The sequence below is a fragment of the Pseudomonas sp. E6002 genome (assembly GCF_013385565.1).
Taxonomy (GTDB): domain Bacteria; phylum Pseudomonadota; class Gammaproteobacteria; order Pseudomonadales; family Pseudomonadaceae; genus Aquipseudomonas.
The window spans coordinates 46,958-65,019 of the sequence record NZ_JACAPT010000031.1 but is presented as its reverse complement, the minus strand read 5'-3'; the positions used below and the strand labels follow the sequence as shown (position 1 = coordinate 65,019).

At 62.1% G+C, this 18,062-nt stretch carries 17 protein-coding genes and 4 pseudogenes; 6 read left to right on the top strand and 15 right to left on the bottom strand.

Annotated features, from left to right (window positions below; translation table 11 throughout):
- Positions 1–98 precede the first annotated feature (98 nt).
- Entirely contained in the window at positions 99–848 is a 750-nt protein-coding gene (locus HX815_RS24845; RefSeq protein ID WP_087692989.1) for an SDR family NAD(P)-dependent oxidoreductase, read from the bottom strand.
- Between the two features lie 98 nt (positions 849–946).
- Here HX815_RS24845 and HX815_RS24840 point away from each other — a divergent pair, with 98 nt between their 5' ends.
- Entirely contained in the window at positions 947–1,306 is a 360-nt protein-coding gene (locus HX815_RS24840) for a helix-turn-helix domain-containing protein (RefSeq protein ID WP_177021099.1), read from the top strand.
- Between the two features lie 198 nt (positions 1,307–1,504).
- Positions 1,505–2,710: a multidrug effflux MFS transporter gene (locus HX815_RS24835; RefSeq protein ID WP_177029030.1), complete on the top strand. Its 1,206-nt coding sequence runs from the start codon at positions 1,505–1,507 to the stop codon at positions 2,708–2,710.
- Here the strand turns inward: HX815_RS24835 and HX815_RS24830 are convergent.
- The 9 genes from HX815_RS24830 to HX815_RS24790 form a co-directional block, all read right to left on the bottom strand.
- Positions 2,695–3,012, bottom strand: coding sequence for a DUF971 domain-containing protein (locus HX815_RS24830; protein WP_008433404.1), 318 nt, complete (start codon positions 3,010–3,012; stop codon positions 2,695–2,697). The genes HX815_RS24835 and HX815_RS24830 overlap by 16 nt on opposite strands.
- Positions 3,009–3,962: a HEAT repeat domain-containing protein gene (locus tag HX815_RS24825; RefSeq protein ID WP_177029029.1), complete on the bottom strand. Its 954-nt coding sequence runs from the start codon at positions 3,960–3,962 to the stop codon at positions 3,009–3,011. Before HX815_RS24825 ends, HX815_RS24830 begins: the two co-directional genes overlap by 4 nt.
- On the bottom strand, positions 3,959–4,798 hold the full coding sequence (locus HX815_RS24820) for an ABC transporter ATP-binding protein (protein ID WP_177029028.1): 840 nt from the start codon (positions 4,796–4,798) through the stop codon (positions 3,959–3,961). Before HX815_RS24820 ends, HX815_RS24825 begins: the two co-directional genes overlap by 4 nt.
- On the bottom strand, positions 4,798–5,580 hold the full coding sequence (locus HX815_RS24815; protein WP_134326624.1) for an ABC transporter permease: 783 nt from the start codon (positions 5,578–5,580) through the stop codon (positions 4,798–4,800). Before HX815_RS24815 ends, HX815_RS24820 begins: the two co-directional genes overlap by 1 nt.
- Before the next feature lie 12 nt (positions 5,581–5,592).
- On the bottom strand, positions 5,593–6,999 hold the full coding sequence (locus tag HX815_RS24810) for an ABC transporter substrate-binding protein (protein WP_008433414.1): 1,407 nt from the start codon (positions 6,997–6,999) through the stop codon (positions 5,593–5,595).
- Between the two features lie 122 nt (positions 7,000–7,121).
- Positions 7,122–7,367 (bottom strand): ferredoxin family protein, encoded by a 246-nt coding sequence (locus HX815_RS24805; RefSeq protein ID WP_003217650.1) that lies wholly within the window; start codon positions 7,365–7,367, stop codon positions 7,122–7,124.
- Between the two features lie 40 nt (positions 7,368–7,407).
- Entirely contained in the window at positions 7,408–9,138 is a 1,731-nt protein-coding gene (locus HX815_RS24800; RefSeq protein ID WP_003217648.1) for a fumarate reductase/succinate dehydrogenase flavoprotein subunit, read from the bottom strand.
- Positions 9,135–9,896, bottom strand: coding sequence for a GntR family transcriptional regulator (locus HX815_RS24795; protein WP_008433419.1), 762 nt, complete (start codon positions 9,894–9,896; stop codon positions 9,135–9,137). Before HX815_RS24795 ends, HX815_RS24800 begins: the two co-directional genes overlap by 4 nt.
- Positions 9,897–10,065: 169 nt before the next feature.
- Complete coding sequence (locus HX815_RS24790) at positions 10,066–12,987, bottom strand: TonB-dependent receptor (protein WP_177029027.1); 2,922 nt, start codon at positions 12,985–12,987, stop codon at positions 10,066–10,068.
- Between the two features lie 229 nt (positions 12,988–13,216).
- Here HX815_RS24790 and HX815_RS24785 point away from each other — a divergent pair, with 229 nt between their 5' ends.
- On the top strand, positions 13,217–13,489 hold the full coding sequence (locus HX815_RS24785) for a DUF2790 domain-containing protein (RefSeq protein WP_008433423.1): 273 nt from the start codon (positions 13,217–13,219) through the stop codon (positions 13,487–13,489).
- A 99-nt stretch (positions 13,490–13,588) separates the two neighbouring features.
- Positions 13,589–14,446, top strand: coding sequence for an SDR family oxidoreductase (locus HX815_RS24780; RefSeq protein ID WP_177029026.1), 858 nt, complete (start codon positions 13,589–13,591; stop codon positions 14,444–14,446).
- Positions 14,447–14,565: 119 nt separating this feature from the next.
- Here HX815_RS24780 and HX815_RS24775 read toward each other — a convergent pair.
- Positions 14,566–14,715, bottom strand: a pseudogene (locus HX815_RS24775) (DUF2188 domain-containing protein); the annotation flags it as partial.
- Here HX815_RS24775 and HX815_RS24770 point away from each other — a divergent pair.
- Positions 14,716–15,027, top strand: a pseudogene (locus HX815_RS24770) (SDR family oxidoreductase); the annotation flags it as partial.
- Between the two features lie 119 nt (positions 15,028–15,146).
- Here the strand turns inward: HX815_RS24770 and HX815_RS24765 are convergent.
- Positions 15,147–15,296 (bottom strand): annotated as a pseudogene (locus tag HX815_RS24765) (DUF2188 domain-containing protein); the annotation flags it as partial.
- Between HX815_RS24765 and HX815_RS24760 the strand changes: the two are divergent.
- Positions 15,297–15,591 (top strand): annotated as a pseudogene (locus HX815_RS24760) (SDR family oxidoreductase); the annotation flags it as partial.
- Positions 15,592–15,710: 119 nt separating this feature from the next.
- On the opposite strand, the gene HX815_RS24755 reads toward HX815_RS24760, so the two are convergent.
- From HX815_RS24755 to HX815_RS24745, 3 genes are all read right to left on the bottom strand, one after another.
- Positions 15,711–15,935, bottom strand: a complete 225-nt coding sequence (locus tag HX815_RS24755) for a DUF2188 domain-containing protein (RefSeq protein WP_003217639.1) — start codon at positions 15,933–15,935, stop codon at positions 15,711–15,713.
- A 115-nt stretch (positions 15,936–16,050) separates the two neighbouring features.
- Positions 16,051–16,965 (bottom strand): tyrosine recombinase XerC, encoded by a 915-nt coding sequence (xerC, locus tag HX815_RS24750; protein ID WP_087692998.1) that lies wholly within the window; start codon positions 16,963–16,965, stop codon positions 16,051–16,053.
- Positions 16,966–17,068: 103 nt separating this feature from the next.
- Positions 17,069–17,857 (bottom strand): M949_RS01915 family surface polysaccharide biosynthesis protein, encoded by a 789-nt coding sequence (locus tag HX815_RS24745; RefSeq protein WP_087692999.1) that lies wholly within the window; start codon positions 17,855–17,857, stop codon positions 17,069–17,071.
- Positions 17,858–18,062 lie beyond the last annotated feature (205 nt).

Here is an 18,062-nt window from a genome sequence, read left to right as displayed (position 1 = left end):
ACCCGTTATCAGGGTCAGTGCCAGCCAGATTTCAACCAGTGCACCACGCTCCTCATCGACCAAACCCAGCCTGTCTCGATTTGGTCGATGAGCCTGGATCACACCTGAGCGAAACCGCCATCCACGAACATCTCGCTGCCCGTCATAAAGCTGCTCTCATCCGATGCCAGGAACAATGCCGCATTCGCCACTTCATCTGGCTGCCCCATACGACCCAGCGGTACACGCGTAACCATCGAATCGACAATCGCATCCTTCTGGCCGGTACCTGATAGCGCTCTGTCCAAACCCGGTGTCGTTGTCGGCCCAGGTGATAGCACGTTCACGCGAATACCTGTGCCTTGCAGATCCAGCGCCCAGCTTCTCGCGAAGTTTCGCAGTGCGCCTTTCGACGCGCTGTAGACGCTGAACGCTGCGGTGCCCATCGAGGCCGTCGTCGAACCTGTCAGCACAATCGAGCCACCGGCGCTCATCAATGGCAACGCGTTCTGTACGGTGAACAACGTGCCTTTCACGTTCACGCCAAAGGTGCGATCAAACGATTCCTCCGTGATCGCACCAATGGGCTCCAGATCCCCAAGGCCCGCATTGGCGAACAACACATCAACACGACCTTTGTCAGCCTTGATCTGCGCGAATACCCGCTCAAGATCACGCAGGTTTGAAATGTCGCCCTGGATCGCGATCGCGTCATGCCCGATCAGGACCAAGGCTTTGTCCAGTTCATCCTGGCGGCGTCCCACGATAACGACCTGTGCACCTTCGGCCGCAAAGCGTATGGCGCTGGCCAAGCCGATCCCGCTGTTGCCACCGGTGACGACGGCGATTTTCCCGTTGAGCCTGTTCATGAGTGTTTCCCTCAAATGTTGAGGCCCAAGCGTAGATCTGCGCTATTGTTTTGAATAGTATGCACCTTTTGGTAAGTACCCAGCCTGAGGGCAAAAACATGTCAAACAGCACCTTTAACTGCGGGCTCGACGCCGCCCTGGCGGTGATTGGCGGGAAATGGAAACCGTTGGTCCTGTATCACCTGGCCCATGAAGTTCACCGTTATGGCGAACTGCGGCGCGCCGTTGGCGGCGTGACGGACAAGGTGCTGATCCAGCAATTGAAGGAGCTGGAACGCGATGAGATCATCGCGCGCATCGACTACAAGGAGATACCGCCAAAGGTCGAATACTCCCTGACTCCCTTCGGACGCTCGCTGGCCCAGGCATTGGGGCCGCTTTGCCAATGGGGCACCGACCATATGCTGGCGGTTGAACGCATCAGTGAGCGCCGAACGACCGCCCTCGCCCAGCCTTAAATTCGCAAAATATCCAACTCGACTAAATGGATATTTAGTTGAGTTAAATCAGTACGTTACGTCTATCTCCCGTATCCATTGCCTATTCACGACACCCTGCCGCTGGTGACTCTGTAGCGAGTCTGTAAACACCGGCTTGTATGCGCCGAGGGCGATCACTAAGCTGGCCCCTCTTTTTTACCGCCGCCCGGAACCACCATGTCTCGAAGTATCGCCCACCTCGCCCTGCTGCTGGGGTTGATCACCGCCGTCGGCCCGTTTGCCATCGACAGCTACCTGCCGGCGTTGCCGACACTCGGCGCCAGCCTGCATGCCTCGCCTGCCGCGGTGCAGATGAGCCTGACAGTGTTCTTCATGATCATCGGTGTGTGCCAGCTGTTCTACGGCCCGATCAGCGATGTGTTCGGGCGCAAGCCGCCGATCTATGCCGGCCTGGCGATTTTCATCGTGGCCAGCATTGGTTGCGCCCTCGCCCCCTCCATCGAGGTGCTGATCGGCTTCCGGGCGTTGCAGGCCTTTGGCGCCTGCGCCGGGATGGTGATTCCGCGGGCGATTGTGCGTGACTTGTACACCGGCCATGAAGCCGCGCGCCTGATGGCGTTGCTGATGCTGGTGGTGAGCATTTCACCGATTCTCGCGCCGCTGGCCGGCAGCGTGATCATTGCCGTGTGGAGCTGGCGCGAAGTGTTTTGGGTACTGGGTGTGGCTGCAGTGCTGTGCCTGATCATGACCGCCGTGCAATTGCCGGAAACCCACCCCGCCGAACGCCGCCTGGGCAAGACCCTGGGCAATGCGTTCGGCAGCTACGGCGCGTTGCTGCGTGATCCGGTGTTTACCGGGTTGTCGGTAGTGGGCGGTTTTTGCCTTGCGACGTTCTTCGTGTTCATCGGCAGCGCGCCATTCGTTTACATCGAGTACTACGGGCTCACGCCAACGCAATTCAGCCTGTGCTTTGCCCTCAACGCGGCGTCGTTTTTTGCCCTGAGCCAGTTGACCGCGCGCTTGAGTGCACGCTTCGGCCTCGCGCCGTTGATTCGCTGGTCGGTGGCGGGCGTGGCGACCGTCATGACCTTGCTGGCACTGACCACACTGTGGGGCAACAGCCTGCCGTTAATGATGGCACTGCTGTTTATTGGCTTTGGCTTTCTCGGCTTGCTGTTGCCGGCGGCCGGCGTGTTGTCCCTGGAAGATCACGGTGCCGTGGCCGGTTCGGCCTCGGCGCTGTTGGGCGCGATCCAGATGATCACCGCCGCCGTAGCCATGTCCCTGGCCGGCCTGTTCGCAGACCACACACCGGCGCCGATGTTGATCGGCATCGCCCTCAGCGCCGTGGCAGCGATGCTGACGGTGTGGTGGACGCTGCGCCGCCTGCCGGCACACCTGCAACCTCAGTCGCGCACCTGACCAGCGGAGATTGGCGCCCCGGTCTGGAGCCCCATTGCTGCCAAATAAGCCCACGGGTAAATCCCCCGCTGGTGCCCATCGCTGAAAATCAACTGCACGCCATACCCCTGGGGATGGACCTCCAGCACCCGGACACGGTCCGACACCAGCGGCGGCATGCCTCTCAACCGAAAGGCCCGGCACTGCGAGCACGGGCATTCACGGCGCAGGCGAGCGTGGTCGATCCATTGCACGCCGTCGCGCCATTCCAGCCTCAAGCGCCCATCATCATCGCGGCCAATGCCGTTCGGTGCACTGTTCATTGCAGTTGTGCCAGGGCAATGCGCACCGCCTTGCGTACTTCCGGGTCGCCATCGTCGGCCGCATCACGCAGCGGGCCAAGGGCCTGTCGGTCGCCCAACTCGCCCAGCGCCAGGGCGGCTTCCTTGCGCAGGTTGCTGATGCTGTGGCCCAACGTCAGGAGCAGCGCCGACAACGCCGGTGCATACCGCAGGCGCCCAAGGCTGCGGGTAGCGCGCAGGCGGACTTGCCAGTAGTCATCGGCCAGCGCCGTGATCAAGGCGTCGCCCGCGCGGGTGCTACCGACTTTGCCCAAGGTGGTCGCGGCCTCTTCCCGTACTTGCCAGGTGGCGTCCTGCAACGCTTCATACAGCGCCGGCAGTACCCGCTCATCACTGGCCAGGCCGAGGGCGCCGGTGGCGGCACGCCGGACTTCGGTGTCCGGATCGCTGCTGGCCAACCTCGCCAGGGCGTCCAATGCCGGCAGGTGCTTGAGCCAGCCGAGCACACCGACCGCTTCGCGGCGCACCCCCGCATCGGTATCGCTCAGCGCCAGCATTGCCGACGGCGCCGCCGCTTCAAGGCGCAACTCGCGCAGGGCACGGAAGATTGCCGTGCGCACGCTGACGTCGGCGTGGGTGGCCCAAGGCAATAACAGCCGGCCCGCCTGCGTCGTCTTGAGTACGCTCAAGCTCTGGGCGGCGGCATCACGTACCGACGCTTCAGTGTCGGTCAGCGCCTGGCACAGCGCCTTGACCACTGCGTCTTCTTCCCACGCCTCCAGCAGGCTGGCAGCCTGGGCGCGCACGTCGGTGGCCGGGTCGTGGCGCAGGCTGTCCACCAGCCACACCAGGCCGTCGGGGTCTTCCAGGTCAGCCAGGTCAATCAGGGCGATCCGGCGCATGCCGGCATCCGGCGCTTGCAGCCGCGGGCGCAGGGCTTGGATGTCGGGGTTTTCGGTTTCATAGGTCATATGGCAAATCGCGGTCTTGGGTGATCGTTGGGTAGCCCGAGCGGGTTCAGCCGTGGTAACTGGCGACCATCTTCGTGGTGCAGCAGTTCCAGGCAATGGCGCTTGAGGTGGGTAAATTCCGGCGAGGTCATCAGTTCGGTGCTGCGCGGTCTTGGGAAAGTCAGCTGGAAATCCTCGATGATGCGCCCGGGGCGCGGGCTCATCACCAGGATGCGGTCGGCCAGGAACAGCGCTTCGTCGATGTCATGGGTGACAAACACCACGGTGGTGCGGATGCGCGTCCAGATGTCCAGCAGCAAGGCCTGCATCTTCATGCGGGTCAGGGCATCCAGCGCGCCGAACGGCTCATCCATCAACAGCAGGCCGGGACGATTGATCAACACCCGGGCAATTTCCACCCGCTGCTGCATACCACCCGACAGCTGGTTGGGCCAGCGCTCGGCAAAACCTTCCAGGCCCACCAGGTGAAGGATCTCATCGGCGGCGGCCAGGCGCTCGGCCTTGCCTACGCCGCGCATCTTCAGGCCGAAGGCGACGTTTTCGCGTACCGAACGCCAAGGGAACAGTGTGTGTTGCTGAAACACCATGCCCCGTTGCTGGGACGGGCCGGCAATCGGCCGGCCATCCATTTCCAGCGTGCCCTGGCTTGGCGTGAGATGCCCGGCCAGCGCGCCGAGCAAGGTTGACTTGCCACACCCGGACGGGCCGAGGATGCACACGAACTGCCCCGGCTCGATCCTGCAATCCAGGGCTTTCACCGCCTCGAATGCCTGCTGCTGTTCGCCCAATACAATGGACAAGCCGCGTATGTCGACACGGCCCTCAAGATGACTCATCAGGCTTTACCTCGTGGTCGATGCCAGGGAGTGAACAGTGCGCCGAGACGCTTGACCAACAGGCTGCTGCCCATGCCCAGCACGCCGATCAACAGCATGCCAACGACAATGTCGGCATAGTTCTGGATGGTGTAGGACTCCCAGGTGTAATAGCCGATACCGTACTGGCCGGAGATCATTTCCGCCGTCACCAGGCAGAACCACGAAGTGCCCATGCCAATCGCCAGGCCGGTGATGATGCTCGGCGCGGCGCCCGGCAAAATCACCTCCAGCAGGATCGCCCGGCGCCCTGCCCCCAGGCTGCGCGCCGAGGCGATCAGCCGAGGATCGACGCCTTCCACGCCATGCACCGTATTGAGCAGCACCGGAAACAGCGCGCCGGTGAAGGTGATGAAGATCATCGACAGCTCCGACGACGGGAACATCAGGATCGCCAGCGGGATCCAGGCTACCGCCGGGATCGGCCGGATCACCTCCAGCGGCGGCAACAGCAGGTCTTCCGCCCACTTCCAGCGGCCAATCGCGATGCCCAGGCCGATCCCCACCAGCGCGGCCGCCAGGTAGCCCTCGAACACCCGGGTCAGGCTTGCGCTCAAGTGCCGCACAAGCTTGCCCGAGTCCGCCAGCCCCAGGGCAGCCTGCAGCACGGAGCCCGGCGTGGGCACATTGGCAAATGTCACCAGCCACAGGTTCCAGTGCTGGCTGGCCGCCAACTGCCAGAACAGCAGGCACAACAGCAAGGAAGCGGCCTTGGGCAGCCAGCGCCATGGGGTGCTTGTCATGAACACGCTCCCTCAGCGACCGGCAACGGCCTGCGCGCCGGCGTCGGTAAAGTTGAACACCTTGCCGCCCTGGGCCTGGGCAAATTGCTGCGCCTGGCCCTTGAGCAGGAATGCACTGAGTTGGCCGTGCTGGTTGGTGGCAAACCAGGCCTGGCTCGCCAGCAGCTTGATGCCGCTGTCTTCGGCCTGGGCATACACGGCGCGCACCGCCTTGCCCTGTTTGTTCAGGCTGTCCAGCGCGGTGAACGCCGCCTCGGCCGACGCGTAATCGCGCACCTTGGGCTCACCCTTGACCCAGATTTGCGCGACGTGCTTCCAGTCAGTGATCGGCGCGCCGCTCAGAGCGTCGTTGGCCTTCAGCGGGGCCTGGCCGTAGTTGCCCAATTGCGCCGCATAGTCCAGGCCCGAGGCCTTGAACGCGGCACGGATGTACTGGTCATCGATAAAGGTATTGAGGTCCAGGCCACGGTCGGCCTTTTTCAGCAGCTTGAGGGTGTCGATCGCGGTGCCCACGGCCTGGCGGTATTCGGGTTTCCAGCTCAAGTCACGGGTCTGCACGCCCAGCGGGCCATGGAACAGGTAGTTGACCTCGGCTTCGACGCCGGTGACTTTTTCGATCAGCTCGCTGTACTTCTCCGGCTCTGCGGCCAGCAACTGATTGGCCTCGATACTCGCGCGCAGGTAGGCGACGACCACTTCCGGGTACTGTTTGGCATAACTTTCGTCCACCAGCGCGCCGTGGAACGTCGGGGTGTTGGATTGCGAGCCGTCGTAGATCTTGCGGGCGAAACCACGGTTGGGGAACAGTTCGCCGAACGGCACAAAGTCGGCATGGGCGTCGATCTTGTTGGCCTGCAACGCCGAGCCTGCCACTTCGGGCGCCTGGGCAATGATGTTGACGTCCTTGAGCGGGTCCCAGCCCTGGGCCGCAACAGCGCGCAGCAACATGCCATGGGCCGTGGAGGCGAACGGCACGGAAATCGTCTTGCCTTTGAGGTCCGCCAGGGACTGGGCGCTGGAAGCGACCGGCACCACAATGCCGTTGCCGCTGCCCTTGATGTTGCCCGACAACACGCTGATGAACAGGCTGTGCTTGCCCGCCGCCTCGAACGCTACGCCGTTGAAGGCACCGGGGAAGTCGGCCATTGCGCCAAAGTCCAGTTTGCCGGCGACCATTTCATTGGTCAGCGGCGCGCCACTGGTGAAGTTTTTCCACTGCACGTCGTAGGTCGCGTCCTTGTACTTGCCGTCGTGCGGCAGGTATTTGTCCAGCAGCCCCAGCTCGCGGATCAGCAAGCCGCCCGCGGCACAGTTGATGGTGGTGTCCTGGGTGCCGATGGCCACCCGGATCGTTTGTGCCTGGGCCGACAGGCTCAAGCAAGCCAGCACCAGGCCGGCCAGGGTTGCGCGCAATAACATTGGGTAGTTCCCCTCGAATCATGGTTGAAGGAATCGTCTCCGCCACGGTCTGGCGCGGTGGGAAACGAGGGGGTGTGGCTAGGGCTGCGTCCGGGGTTGGCGGATGGCGTTTGCGGCAGGTCTCAGCGCAACAGGTACGGAATCTCGACCTTGACGGCGCCGGTGGGGCAATCTTTTTCACAGGGCATGCAGTACCAGCATTCATCGAACGCCATATACGCCTTCTGCGTTGCCGGGTTGATCGCCAACAGGTCCATCGGGCACACGTCGACGCAGACAGTGCAGCCTTTTTCGGCGATGCACTTGTCCTCGTCCACCGTTACCGGGGCGTTGGAGCGAAAGAATATTTCCTGGGGCTGATAGGCCATTTCACGGTGTCCTGTGGTGAGCGAGCTTTGGGGGGCACATTCAGGCGGCGTCAGCCCCTACGCGCAGGCGGTCGTAAGCCTGCATCTCTTCGGCATCCAGCGGGATCACATAGGGCTCGACGGGTTTCTTGAAGCTGACCATCTGCCCGTCCTCGCCCTTTTTCAGGTGGCAATGACAGAACCAGTCGGCGTCGTTGCGTTGCGGGTGGTCGACCCGGTAGTGGTACAGGCCCCAGCGGCTTTCGGCGCGGTACAGCGAGGCGCGGGCAGCCATTTCGGCGCAGTCGCGGATCACGCTGGTTTCCATGGCGCGCATCAATTCATGGGGGTTGTGCGCCTTCATCTGGTCCAGGTCGCGCTCGATATCGGCGAAGCGTTGCAAGCCGATTTCCATCTTGCGGGTGACCTTGGGCGGCTGCAGGTAATCGTTGACGAAGCGCCGCAGCTTGTACTCGACCTGGGCCGGCGGCAGACCGGTTTCGCGGTCCAGTGGCGCATAGACCCGAGCCTGCTCGGCGGCCACTTGCCGGGCATCCACCGCGCTGAATTCGCGCCCGGCCACAAAGCTTGCCGCGTTAGTGCCGGCAAACCAGCCATAGGTGAACGCGCCGAGCATGTAGTTATGTGGCACCGCCGCCATGTCGCCCGCTGAATACAGGCCCTTGACCGAGGTTTCCGCGCGCTCGTTGACCCACACGCCCGACGCCGAATGCCCGCTGCAAAAGCCGATCTCGGAGATATGCATCTCGACCATCTGGCTGCGGTAGTCGGTGCCCCGGTTGGCGTGGAACTGGCCACGGCTGGGGCGCTCGTTGCTATGCAGGATCTGCTCGATGTTCTGGATGGTTTCCTCCGCCAGGTGATCGAGCTTGAGGAACACCGGGCCGTTGCCGCTTTCCAGTTCCTGGTGGAACTCCCACATCATCTGCCCGCTCCAGTAGTCGCACTCGATGAAGCGTTCACCCTTGTTGTTGGCGGTGTAGCCGCCCAAGGGGCCGGTGACATAGGCGCACGCCGGGCCGTTGTAATCCTTGATCAGCGGGTTGATCTGGAAGCACTCCAGGTTCGCCAGTTCGGCTCCGGCGTGGTAGGCCATGGCGTAGCCGTCGCCGGCATTGGTCGGGTTTTCATAGGTGCCCATCAGGTAACCCGAGGACGGCAAGCCCAGGCGGCCGGCCGCGCCGCAGCAGAGGATCACCGCCTTGGCCTTGATCACCTGGAAGTCCGCAGTGCGGCAGTCAAAACCCATCACGCCATTCACCGCGCCTTCGCTGTCGGTCAGCAAGCGGGTGCACACCAGGCGGTTGGTGATGCTGACCCGGGCGCGCTTGAGCTGGCGATACAGCACCTTCTTGATGTCGTGCCCTTCAGGCATCGGCAACACGTAGGCGCCCATGTGATGGACTTTTTTCACCGCGTAATCGCCGGTTTCGTCCTTCTCGAACTTCACGCCCCAGCGGTCCAACTGCTCGATGGTTTCAAAACTGTGGGTCGCGTAGGCGTACACCGCCGCCTGATTGACGATGCCGTCGTTGGCAATCGTGATTTCCTTGGTGTACTGCTCCGGCGTGGAGTGGCCGGGAATGATCGCGTTGTTGAGGCCGTCCATGCCCATGCTGATGGCGCCGCTGCGCTTGACGTTGGCCTTGTCGATCAGCAATACGCGCAGATCGCGGTTGGCCTCCTTGGCCTTGATCGCCGCCATGGGGCCGGCTGTACCGCCGCCGATCACCACGATGTCGTATTCCAGTTCCAGGGTTTGGCGGCTCACGGGCGGCTACCTCGCTGACGGTCGATGCGCAGGCGATACTGAAACGCGTCGCCACGGTAATACAGGTGTTCGAAGTCCACGGGCTGACCGTCTGCGGTGTGGGTCAGGCGTTCGATGCGCATGATCGGCGAGCCGGCCTCGACGTTCAGCGCCTGGGTCAGCTCGCTGTCGGCGAGTACCGCGTCAATCGCCACGTCGGCGTGACCCAGTTGCAAGCCGCAGTCGTTCTCCAGGATCAGGAAAATGTCGCGGGTTACCAAGTCGGCGTTTTCCAGGCGTTCGCCCAGGGCCTGGCTGAGGTAGGTGATTTCCAGCGACACCGGTTCGCGGTTGATCAGCCGTACCCGCTTGATCTGCGCGACAGTGCTGCCCTCCTCCACGCCCAGGCGCTCGGCCACCAGCTTGTCGGCGGGCACGAAGCGGTAGCTGCGCAGGCGGTTGATCACTTCATAGCCGCGCTCGGTCATGGACTCGCCCAACCCCTGCAGGGTGCTGACGTTCTGATAAGCCTTGGGTTTGGAAACAAAGGTGCCTTTGCCGTGGATCTTGTAGATCAGGCCTTCCTTTTGCAGATCACCCAGGGCCTGGCGCACGGTGATGCGGCTGACTTTGAAGCGCGTGCCCAGTTCGCTCTCGGAAGGCATCTGGGTGTTCGGCGCGTACTCACCATCAAGGATGCGGCTGCGCAGCAGGTCCCGCAGTTGGGCATGCAGCGGAACGCTGGACAGAGGGGATAAGGCGACGGTTGATTCGTTCATCAGGACCACTTGTCATAACGAGTTATGACGTGATCATAAGGAGTCTTATGAAAAGCCTGGAAATACCGTTTTGGAATAAGGTTATGGACCGGCGAATCCCGCTGCACCTACGGGATGGGTGCAGTGGATCCGCCTGTTTTATAGAGCAGTGTCTGGACCTGATGAACAATCAGAAGTTATAGCTGACCCGGGTATAGAGGATGCGGCCAAACGGGTCGGCGTATTTCGGGTCGTACCCGCTCTGGAACGCATAGGTCTGGTTGCTGAACGGCGGCGCGCGGTCAAACAGGTTTTTCGCGCCCAGCGTGACGGCCAGGGACTTGCTCCAGTTGTAGGTACCCGCCAGGTCCCAGACGTTGTAGGAGCCTACGGAGTCGTGGGTGTCGGGGTCCGAGTCGTGATAGCCACTGGTGTAGCGGTTGGTCAGGCTGACGCCCAGCGGTCCGCGGGCCCAGGTGCCGGTCAGGCTGTGGCGCCAACGCGCAACGGCGCCCGCGGTGGAGAACTCGCCGCCACGAAAATCACCGAGTTTGTCGATGTAGTCGCCCTTGAGCTCCTGCTGGTATTTGTATTCGTTGACGTAGGTGCCTTGCAGGCCGATGCCGAAGTCACCGATGGCGGTGCTCGGGAAGCGGTAGTCGAAACTCACATCCACGCCGTTGGTCTTGGTCTTACCCAGGTTGGCAAGGCCGGTAACGATGTGATCGATGGAGCCATCCGCCTTGCGGATCAAGCGGTCGCCGTAGGCATCCGGGTCATCGAATACCGACGACTCAGGAAATTCGGCAATCTGGTTGGCGATGGTGATCCACCAGAAATCCAGGCCGGCACTGAGGCGCTCGATCGGTTGGAACACGAAACCAAAGGTCACGTTACGTGCGGTTTCCGGGCTCAAGCTGCCGTTGCCCCCGCTTTGCCGGCGGAACTGCTGGGCGCAGTCGCGGTTGCCGATCCCGCCATTGGCCGGGGTGCCGCCCGGGCACAGGCGCGGGTCGTTGTAGTTGGCCACGGTGTAGCTGGTGTAGGTCGGGTTGTACAACTCGTACAGCGACGGCGCACGGAAGCCTTCACTGTAGGCACCGCGCACCACCAGTTCCTTGAACGGCTGGAAGCGGAACGAGTATTTCGGGTTGGTGGTGCTGCCAAAGTCGCTGTATTTGTCATGACGCACGGCGGCAGACAGTTCCAGGCTTTCGAGCACCGGCACGTTGACCTCGGCGTACTCGGCCGACACGCTGCGATTGCCGCGCACCGCGCCATTGGGGTCTACGCCCAGGCTCTGCACGGTCTCGGCAAACTGGGCGAAATCCTGGTGGAAATCCTCCTTGCGATATTCACCGCCCAGCGCCAGGCCCGTCGGCCCCGCACCGAACCAGTCGCCGATTTCACGGCTTACGCGCCCGTCGATACTCTTCACTCGGCCCACGGCAGTGGCGTAATCGCCATCGACGCGGCTGGAGGCGAGCAACGCCCTGCCCGCTTCACTCTGCGGCCCGAACGGGTTGATCACACCGTTGGCAATCCCCTGGCTGATGGTCTGGTCGTTTACATAGCCGTCAAGAATGGTTTGCACCACTTTGTTCTGGTTGTAGGACGCGCCGACGTTGTAGTCCCAGTTCGCCACATTGCCTTCAAAGCTCAGCAGCAGCCGCTGGCTGGTGTTGTCATCTTCGTGCTTGCGCGCGCCGGCATCGGTTTCACGCCAGTTCACGTCTACCGGCTGTGTCGGGTCCAGGGCGAAACCCGTGGGGCCCGGGGTGATGCCGTTGCCCGGATAGAAAGGCGTACCCGGATTGACCTGGGCGCCCATCAGGGTGCCTGGGCCAATCTGCGTACGGTTTTCGTTGCGCGCCCAGAAGTATTCGAGGCTGACGGTATGGTCATCGGCCAGCTTGCCGGTGGCTTTGGCAAAGGCCGAGGTTTTTTCGGTTTCCGGCACCAGGTCCAGGTAACTCCACAGGCTTTGGCGGCAGATGCCATTGCGTGACAGCAGCCCGGGGGAATTGCAACCGGAGCCGGCCAGCGGGTTGGTCGCGTTGCTGCCCTGGCTCCAGTTGGCCGGCGCGGCGGTGCCGGAGGTGAAATCCAGGCCGCGACCTGGCTGGTAGTTGTAGGTGAAGTCACGGTCCTTGGCCGCCAGGCGCGTCTGCTTGTCGTAGCTGACCACGCCGAACACGTTGAAGCGGTCCTCTTCAAGGTCGCCGAAACCGTAGCTGCCACTGAAGTTATGGCTGTCGCCGCCGCCGGAGCGTGTGGGCGAATCGTAGTTGGTGGAAAGTTGCCCACCGGTGAGGCTGGTCTTGGTAATGAAGTTGATCACCCCGCCAATCGCGTCGGTGCCATACAGCGCCGAGGCGCCATCGCGCAGGACTTCCACGCGGTCGATAGCGGCGAACGGGATGGTGTTCAAGTCCACCCCGGAACCGTTGGTGGTGTTGACGGCGTTGTTGCTCAGGCGCCGGCCATTGAGCAGCACCAGGGTTTTGTTCGCGCCAATCCCGCGCAAGTCGGCATACGCCGCACCGCCGCTGCTGGAACCCACCGAACGCCCGGAGCCAACGGCAGACTGGTTGGCCGAAATGCGGTTGATCAACTCCTCGGTGGTGCTCACACCCTGCTCGCGCAATCGCTCGACCCGCAGGATGGTCACCGGCACTGCCGTTTCCGCGTCCACCCGGCGAATCGCCGAGCCGGTCACCGTGACTTTTTCCAGGCGGTAATCAGTACTTTTGCCCTCGGCCGGTGCGACGCTGGTGGACGTCACGGGTGCTGGATGCACCGTCAGCCCCTGTTCGCTGTCGCTCACTTGCAGGCCGCTGCCCTGCAACGCCTTGTCCACCGCTTGCAGGCTGCCCAAATCGCCGCGGATGGCGGCACTGCGCTTGCCCTGCACCCACTGTTGATTGAACGAAATCATCACCCCGGTCTGCCGGGAGATATCCAGCAGCACCGTATCAAGCGGGCCGCCAGCGATATCGAAGGTGAACACCTGGCCGGCCACTTCCTGGGCCATCACCGATGTCGTGCACACTCCCATCGCCAACGCCGCCGCCAGCGTCAGCCTTGGTAGTTGTTGTTTGAATAAAAACATCGAGGAACTCCCTGTTGTATGTGTCTACAGGGATGAGCAGCGGCAGACGGATATTTATAGGGCTGCGTTTAGGCGAAGATGCTATGAGTTTATAACCGGTTATAAGAGGCTTGCTGCATCGATTTGGCTGATGTCTTCTATTGGCCCGCAAGCGTTCATCCCCGCGCCACGCGCTTTGTAGAATGAACCCCACAGTCAAGCCACCACCTTCGTGGTGTCGGAGGTTCTCATGCGTTATCTGCTTATCGCCGTGCTGGGCCTGTTCAGCACACTTGCCTTCGCCCAGGGCGAAACCCCGGCACCCACTGTGAGTGCCAACGCCCCCGCCAGCGAGGCGTACGACTATTCCCAGGACCTGGACATCGCCAAGGTGGTGCGCGTCAGTACCGAATCCTCCACCGAATGCGGGCCGGTCAAGGGTCACATGGTCTACATCGACAGCCACGGCGTGCGTCATGAACTGGACTACATGCGCCTGGGCGATGCCTGCCAGCACGGTTGAGCGCAAACCATTCGTCGGGCTCGGCCGGCATCGATTACAACTATCCGGCAGCTGAAAATCACTAATCCATAGAACCCGTTGTGATCTATGGAGATTGAGATGACTGACTACCCGCGCCCACCTTTCGCCAGCCAGGCCCAATCCGTTCCCGGCTCGCAGAAGAAGATGGACCCCTATCCCGACTGCGGCGAGAAGAGCTACACCGGCTCCGGCCGCCTGGCCAACAAGATCGCCCTGATCACCGGCGCCGACAGCGGTATCGGCCGCGCCGTGGCGATTGCCTTTGCCCGCGAAGGTGCCGATGTGGCCATCGCCTACCTGGACGAACACGAGGACGCGAAGGAAACCGCACGCTGGGTTGAAGAAGCCGGCCGCCAATGCCTGCTGCTGCCCGGCGACCTCGCGCAAAAAGCCAACTGCCAGGCGATTGTCGACCAGACCGTCGAGCAGTTCGGGCGGATCGACGTGCTGGTCAATAACGCCGCATTCCAGATGACCCACGAGACCCTCGAAGAGATGCCCGACGAGGAATGGGTCAAGACCTTCGATATCAACATCACCGCGATGTTTCGCATCTGCAAGGCGGCGCTGCCGCATATGAAGGCCGGCGGGTCTATCATCAATACCAGCTCGGTGAATTCCGATATGCCCAAGCCAACGTTGCTGGCTTACGCCGCCACTAAAGGTGCGATTGCCAACTTTACCGGTGGCCTGGCACAACTGCTGGGCAGCAAGGGCATCCGCGTGAACAGCGTGGCGCCGGGGCCGATCTGGACGCCGTTGATTGTCTCGACGATGCCGGACGAAGACGTGAACAGCTTTGGCAGCGAAACACCGCTGGGCCGCCCCGGCCAGCCGGTGGAAGTAGCACCGATCTATGTGTTGCTGGCGTCGGATGAGGCGAGTTACATCTCGGGCTCGCGGTATGCGGTGACGGGCGGCAAGCCGATTCTCTAGGGTCGGATGCAAATCCAGTGTGGGAGCGGGCTTGCTCGCGAAGGCGGAGTGTCAGGCAATGCATCTGTGACTGAACCACCGCCTTCGCGAGCAAGCCCGCTCCCACATTGGGTGCTCAGTCAGCCCGGAGATCGTGTCGGGTCAGCCTTGCGCGGATAGGTTCTTTCCTCCTGAATCCGCCCATCCATGCTGTGAATTCTCAGCGACGCCGTCTTGTCGCTGAGAAACTCTTTCGCCAACTCAACGATCGCCTCCTTGGTCTCTGCCGTATGCCCAAGCCAACGTTGCTGGGTTACGCCGCCACCAAGGGCGCGATTGCGAACTTTACCGGTGGCCTGGCACAACTGCTGGGCAGCAAGGGCATCCGTGTGAACAGCGTGGCACCGGGGCCGATCTGGACGCCGTTGATTGTCTCGACGATGCCGGACGAAGACGTGAACAGCTTCGGCAGCGAAACACCGCTGGGGCGCCCCGGCCAGCCGGTGGAAGTGGCACCGATCTATGTGTTGCTGGCGTCGGATGAGGCGAGTTACATCTCGGGCTCGCGGTATGCGGTGACGGGCGGCAAGCCGATTCTCTAGGGTCGAATGCAAATCCAGTGTGGGAGCGGGCTTGCTCGCGAAGGCGGAGTGTCAGGCAATGCATCTGTGACTGATCCAACGCCTTCGCGAGCAAGCCCGCTCCCACATTGGGTGCTCGGTCAGCCCTTAGATCGTGTCGGGTCAGCCTTGCGCGGGTAGGTTCTTTCTTCCTGAATCCGCCCATCCATGCTGTGAATCCTCAGCGACGCCGTCTTGTCGCTGAGAAACTCCTTCGCCAACTCAACGATCGCCTCCTTGGTCTCTGCCGTATGCCCAAGCCAACGTTGCTGGCTTACGCCGCCACCATTTACCGGTGGCCTGGCACAACTGCTGGGCAGCAAGGGCATCCGCGTGAACAGCGTGGCGCCGGGGCCGATCTGGACGCCGTTGATTGTCTCGACGATGCCGGACGAAGACGTGAACAGCTTCGGCAGCGAGACACCGCTGGGCCGCCCCGGCCAGCCGGTGGAAGTGGCGCCGATCTATGTGTTGCTGGCGTCGGATGAGGCGAGTTACATCTCGGGCTCGAGGTACGCGGTGACGGGTGGCAAGCCGATTCTCTAGAGTTGAATGCAATTCCAGTGTGGGAGCGGGCTTGCTCGCGAAGGCGGAGTGTCAGGCATTGCATCTGTAACTGAACCACCGCCTTCGCGAGCAAGCCCGCTCCCACATTGGGTGCTCGGTCAGCCCGGAGATCGTGTCGGGTCAGCCTTGCGCGGATAGGTTCTTTCCTCCTGAATCCGCCCATCCATGCTGTGAATCCTCAGCGACGCCGTCTTGTCGCTGAGAAACTCCTTCGCCAACTCAACGATCGCCTCCTTGGTCTCCGCCGTTTTCGACGGCCGTGCCGAGCCCTGCTTGGTCAACGCCCAACCGGTGCCGGTCTTGTTGATGTTGTAGGTATCCATGGTCTGCTCCTTCGACTGAATAAACACGGCACGCGGCAAAACCCGCGCCCTACTATTGCGAGCGCGGCTGCCGGGCAGAGTTCAAGGCAGTTGGCGGGCCAGGTTACGGGCGGCCCTACAGGTCAAACCGATCCACGGCCCTGCGCCGCTCATTGTCGTCGCGCACATCGTAGGTGGCGGTGGTCTGGATATTGGTGTGGTGCGCCAGCTTCTGGGCGATCGACAGGTCGTACTCTTCAATGACCCGCGTGATAAACGAACGGCGGAAATCATGGGGCATGATTTTCACGCCGACCTGTTCCCCACGCTGGCGGGCGATGTAGTAAATCGCGTGTTTGGTGATGCGCTCGCGGGTGATATGGCTGCCCCGGCGAATCCGGTTGAACAGGAAACCATCGTCCTGCTCACCCGGTTTCAACTGGCTGCGGCGAAACGCCAGCCATGCCTCCAGCTTGGCAAAGGCCCAGGCCGGTGCGTACTTGATCAATTGCTTGTTGCCCTTGCCGGTAACCTGCAGGCTGCGCTCGTCAAAGTTGACCTGGCCCAGCTCGATGTTCACCGATTCCGACTTGCGCATGCCCGAGCCATACAGGATCCCGATCACCGCCGCATCCCGCAGGCCCTGCGGGCGCGGATCGGCGGCGCAGACTTCCATCAACTCACGAATCAGCGTACGCCGCAGGTTGCGCCCTTGGCTCAGGCGGGTGCCGGCCATGGCCTTGACCGAGCGCATCTTCAGCAGGTGGTCCTGGCTGATCAGGCTCATGCGCCAGGCTTCGTTCATCACCCCGCGCACGGCGTTGACGTACAGCGATGAGGTATTCGGCGCATACCCGTCTTCCCGCAGCACCGCCACCAGGGCCATGACGTGTTCGGGCTGCAGCAGGTGCCAGTCGATGTCTTCGAGGTTGATGTCTTCAAAACCCAGGCGGTCGGCGGCGTCCTGCAGCACGTAGCGCATGGTCAGCTGGCTGGAGGGCGCCAGGCGGGTGAGATAGAGGGTCAGCGGGTTGCGGGTAGACTCAGTCAAGGTAGATCAGCCTTTGGATTAAATATGTCGACTAACCATCTGTTTAATCGACATATTTAGTGAATTGGCGAGCGCCGAGTCTAGCGCAGGTCAATCCCCGGGGCTATTCCTGATCGTCTTCCGCCGGGGCTGGCGTCTGCTGCTGGCTCCAGTCGGTGTCCTGCTTCTGCATCAAGGCAAACCAGTGCTGGCGCATGAACTCCAGGTACGGTTTGGGCGCCTTGGCAAAATCTTCTTCGTCGCCGTAACAGCCAGGAAGCGGCAGCTCGGTACCCTGCTCCTTGTACTGGCTGACCAGCGCCTGTTGGGCGGCGATGCTGCAATCCTTGGGCAACGGCATGCCCTGCAGGGCGCCGGCGTCTTCATCCCACCAGCTGGCGCCATAGCGGTCGATGCCGCGCAGGCGGTACTTCTGCGACTTGCCGATGTGCATGATCAGCTTGAAATCATTGGGGCTGACGTCACTGGTGCAGGTGCGGCTATACCCCACGGTGACCTGGCTGATGCCATCGCCCAGCAGGTCGGTGACCTGGGTGGCGTCGCTGTTGAAGTGCGCGCCGGCATCGAACTCGCAATGCTGCACGTCGTCGTAGAGCATCCACAGGCGCTTGGGCCGGTCACCGTCGAGCAGGTACTGGGCGGCGTAGACAAAGGCCGACTGCGCACCGTCGTCGTCGCGTTCGCTGACTTGCTCTGCGAGTACCAACAGGTTCTTGCCCTGTTTGTCGCTCCAGACGAAGGCGCCGACCTGTTTACCCCGCACTTCTACGCCATCGGGCACCTGGTCGATGGACGTCAGTGCCACGCCGTCATCGGCCCGCACACTCGTGGCCCAGGCCACCGTCATCAACAACACCATCAACATTGGCCGTAAACGCTGCACGCTATTCATCCGACTGCCCTGGCAAGAGATGGCTTACTTTACCGGCACTTGCGCGGCATTGCAGAGAAGATTCTTCAGGAACCTGCCCGCGTGAAGAAAAAGGCTACCGCCCCTTCTCCCCTCATCGGCACGACGTTGTCCGTGCTTCTGCTGTTTACCTGAACCCTAGCTGTCTACCTGCCAAAAAAACGACTTTTTCATCTGCGTTTCATAT

Excerpts from the sequence above, each read along its gene's own strand:
- HX815_RS24795 (WP_008433419.1), bottom strand. The coding sequence starts at position 9,896 with ATGAACGAATCAACCGTCGCCTTATCCCCTCTGTCCAGCGTTCCGCTG.
- HX815_RS24825 (WP_177029029.1), bottom strand. The coding sequence starts at position 3,962 with ATGACCTATGAAACCGAAAACCCCGACATCCAAGCCCTGCGCCCGCGG.
- HX815_RS24790 (WP_177029027.1), bottom strand. The coding sequence starts at position 12,987 with ATGTTTTTATTCAAACAACAACTACCAAGGCTGACGCTGGCGGCGGCG.
- HX815_RS24830 (WP_008433404.1), bottom strand. The coding sequence starts at position 3,012 with ATGAACAGTGCACCGAACGGCATTGGCCGCGATGATGATGGGCGCTTG.
- HX815_RS24745 (WP_087692999.1), bottom strand. The coding sequence starts at position 17,857 with ATGAATAGCGTGCAGCGTTTACGGCCAATGTTGATGGTGTTGTTGATG.
- HX815_RS24835 (WP_177029030.1), top strand. The coding sequence starts at position 1,505 with ATGTCTCGAAGTATCGCCCACCTCGCCCTGCTGCTGGGGTTGATCACC.
- HX815_RS24805 (WP_003217650.1), bottom strand. The coding sequence starts at position 7,367 with ATGGCCTATCAGCCCCAGGAAATATTCTTTCGCTCCAACGCCCCGGTA.
- HX815_RS24780 (WP_177029026.1), top strand. The coding sequence starts at position 13,589 with ATGACTGACTACCCGCGCCCACCTTTCGCCAGCCAGGCCCAATCCGTT.
- HX815_RS24755 (WP_003217639.1), bottom strand. The coding sequence starts at position 15,935 with ATGGATACCTACAACATCAACAAGACCGGCACCGGTTGGGCGTTGACC.
- HX815_RS24845 (WP_087692989.1), bottom strand. The coding sequence starts at position 848 with ATGAACAGGCTCAACGGGAAAATCGCCGTCGTCACCGGTGGCAACAGC.
- HX815_RS24810 (WP_008433414.1), bottom strand. The coding sequence starts at position 6,999 with ATGTTATTGCGCGCAACCCTGGCCGGCCTGGTGCTGGCTTGCTTGAGC.
- HX815_RS24785 (WP_008433423.1), top strand. The coding sequence starts at position 13,217 with ATGCGTTATCTGCTTATCGCCGTGCTGGGCCTGTTCAGCACACTTGCC.
- HX815_RS24820 (WP_177029028.1), bottom strand. The coding sequence starts at position 4,798 with ATGAGTCATCTTGAGGGCCGTGTCGACATACGCGGCTTGTCCATTGTA.
- HX815_RS24815 (WP_134326624.1), bottom strand. The coding sequence starts at position 5,580 with ATGACAAGCACCCCATGGCGCTGGCTGCCCAAGGCCGCTTCCTTGCTG.
- HX815_RS24840 (WP_177021099.1), top strand. The coding sequence starts at position 947 with ATGTCAAACAGCACCTTTAACTGCGGGCTCGACGCCGCCCTGGCGGTG.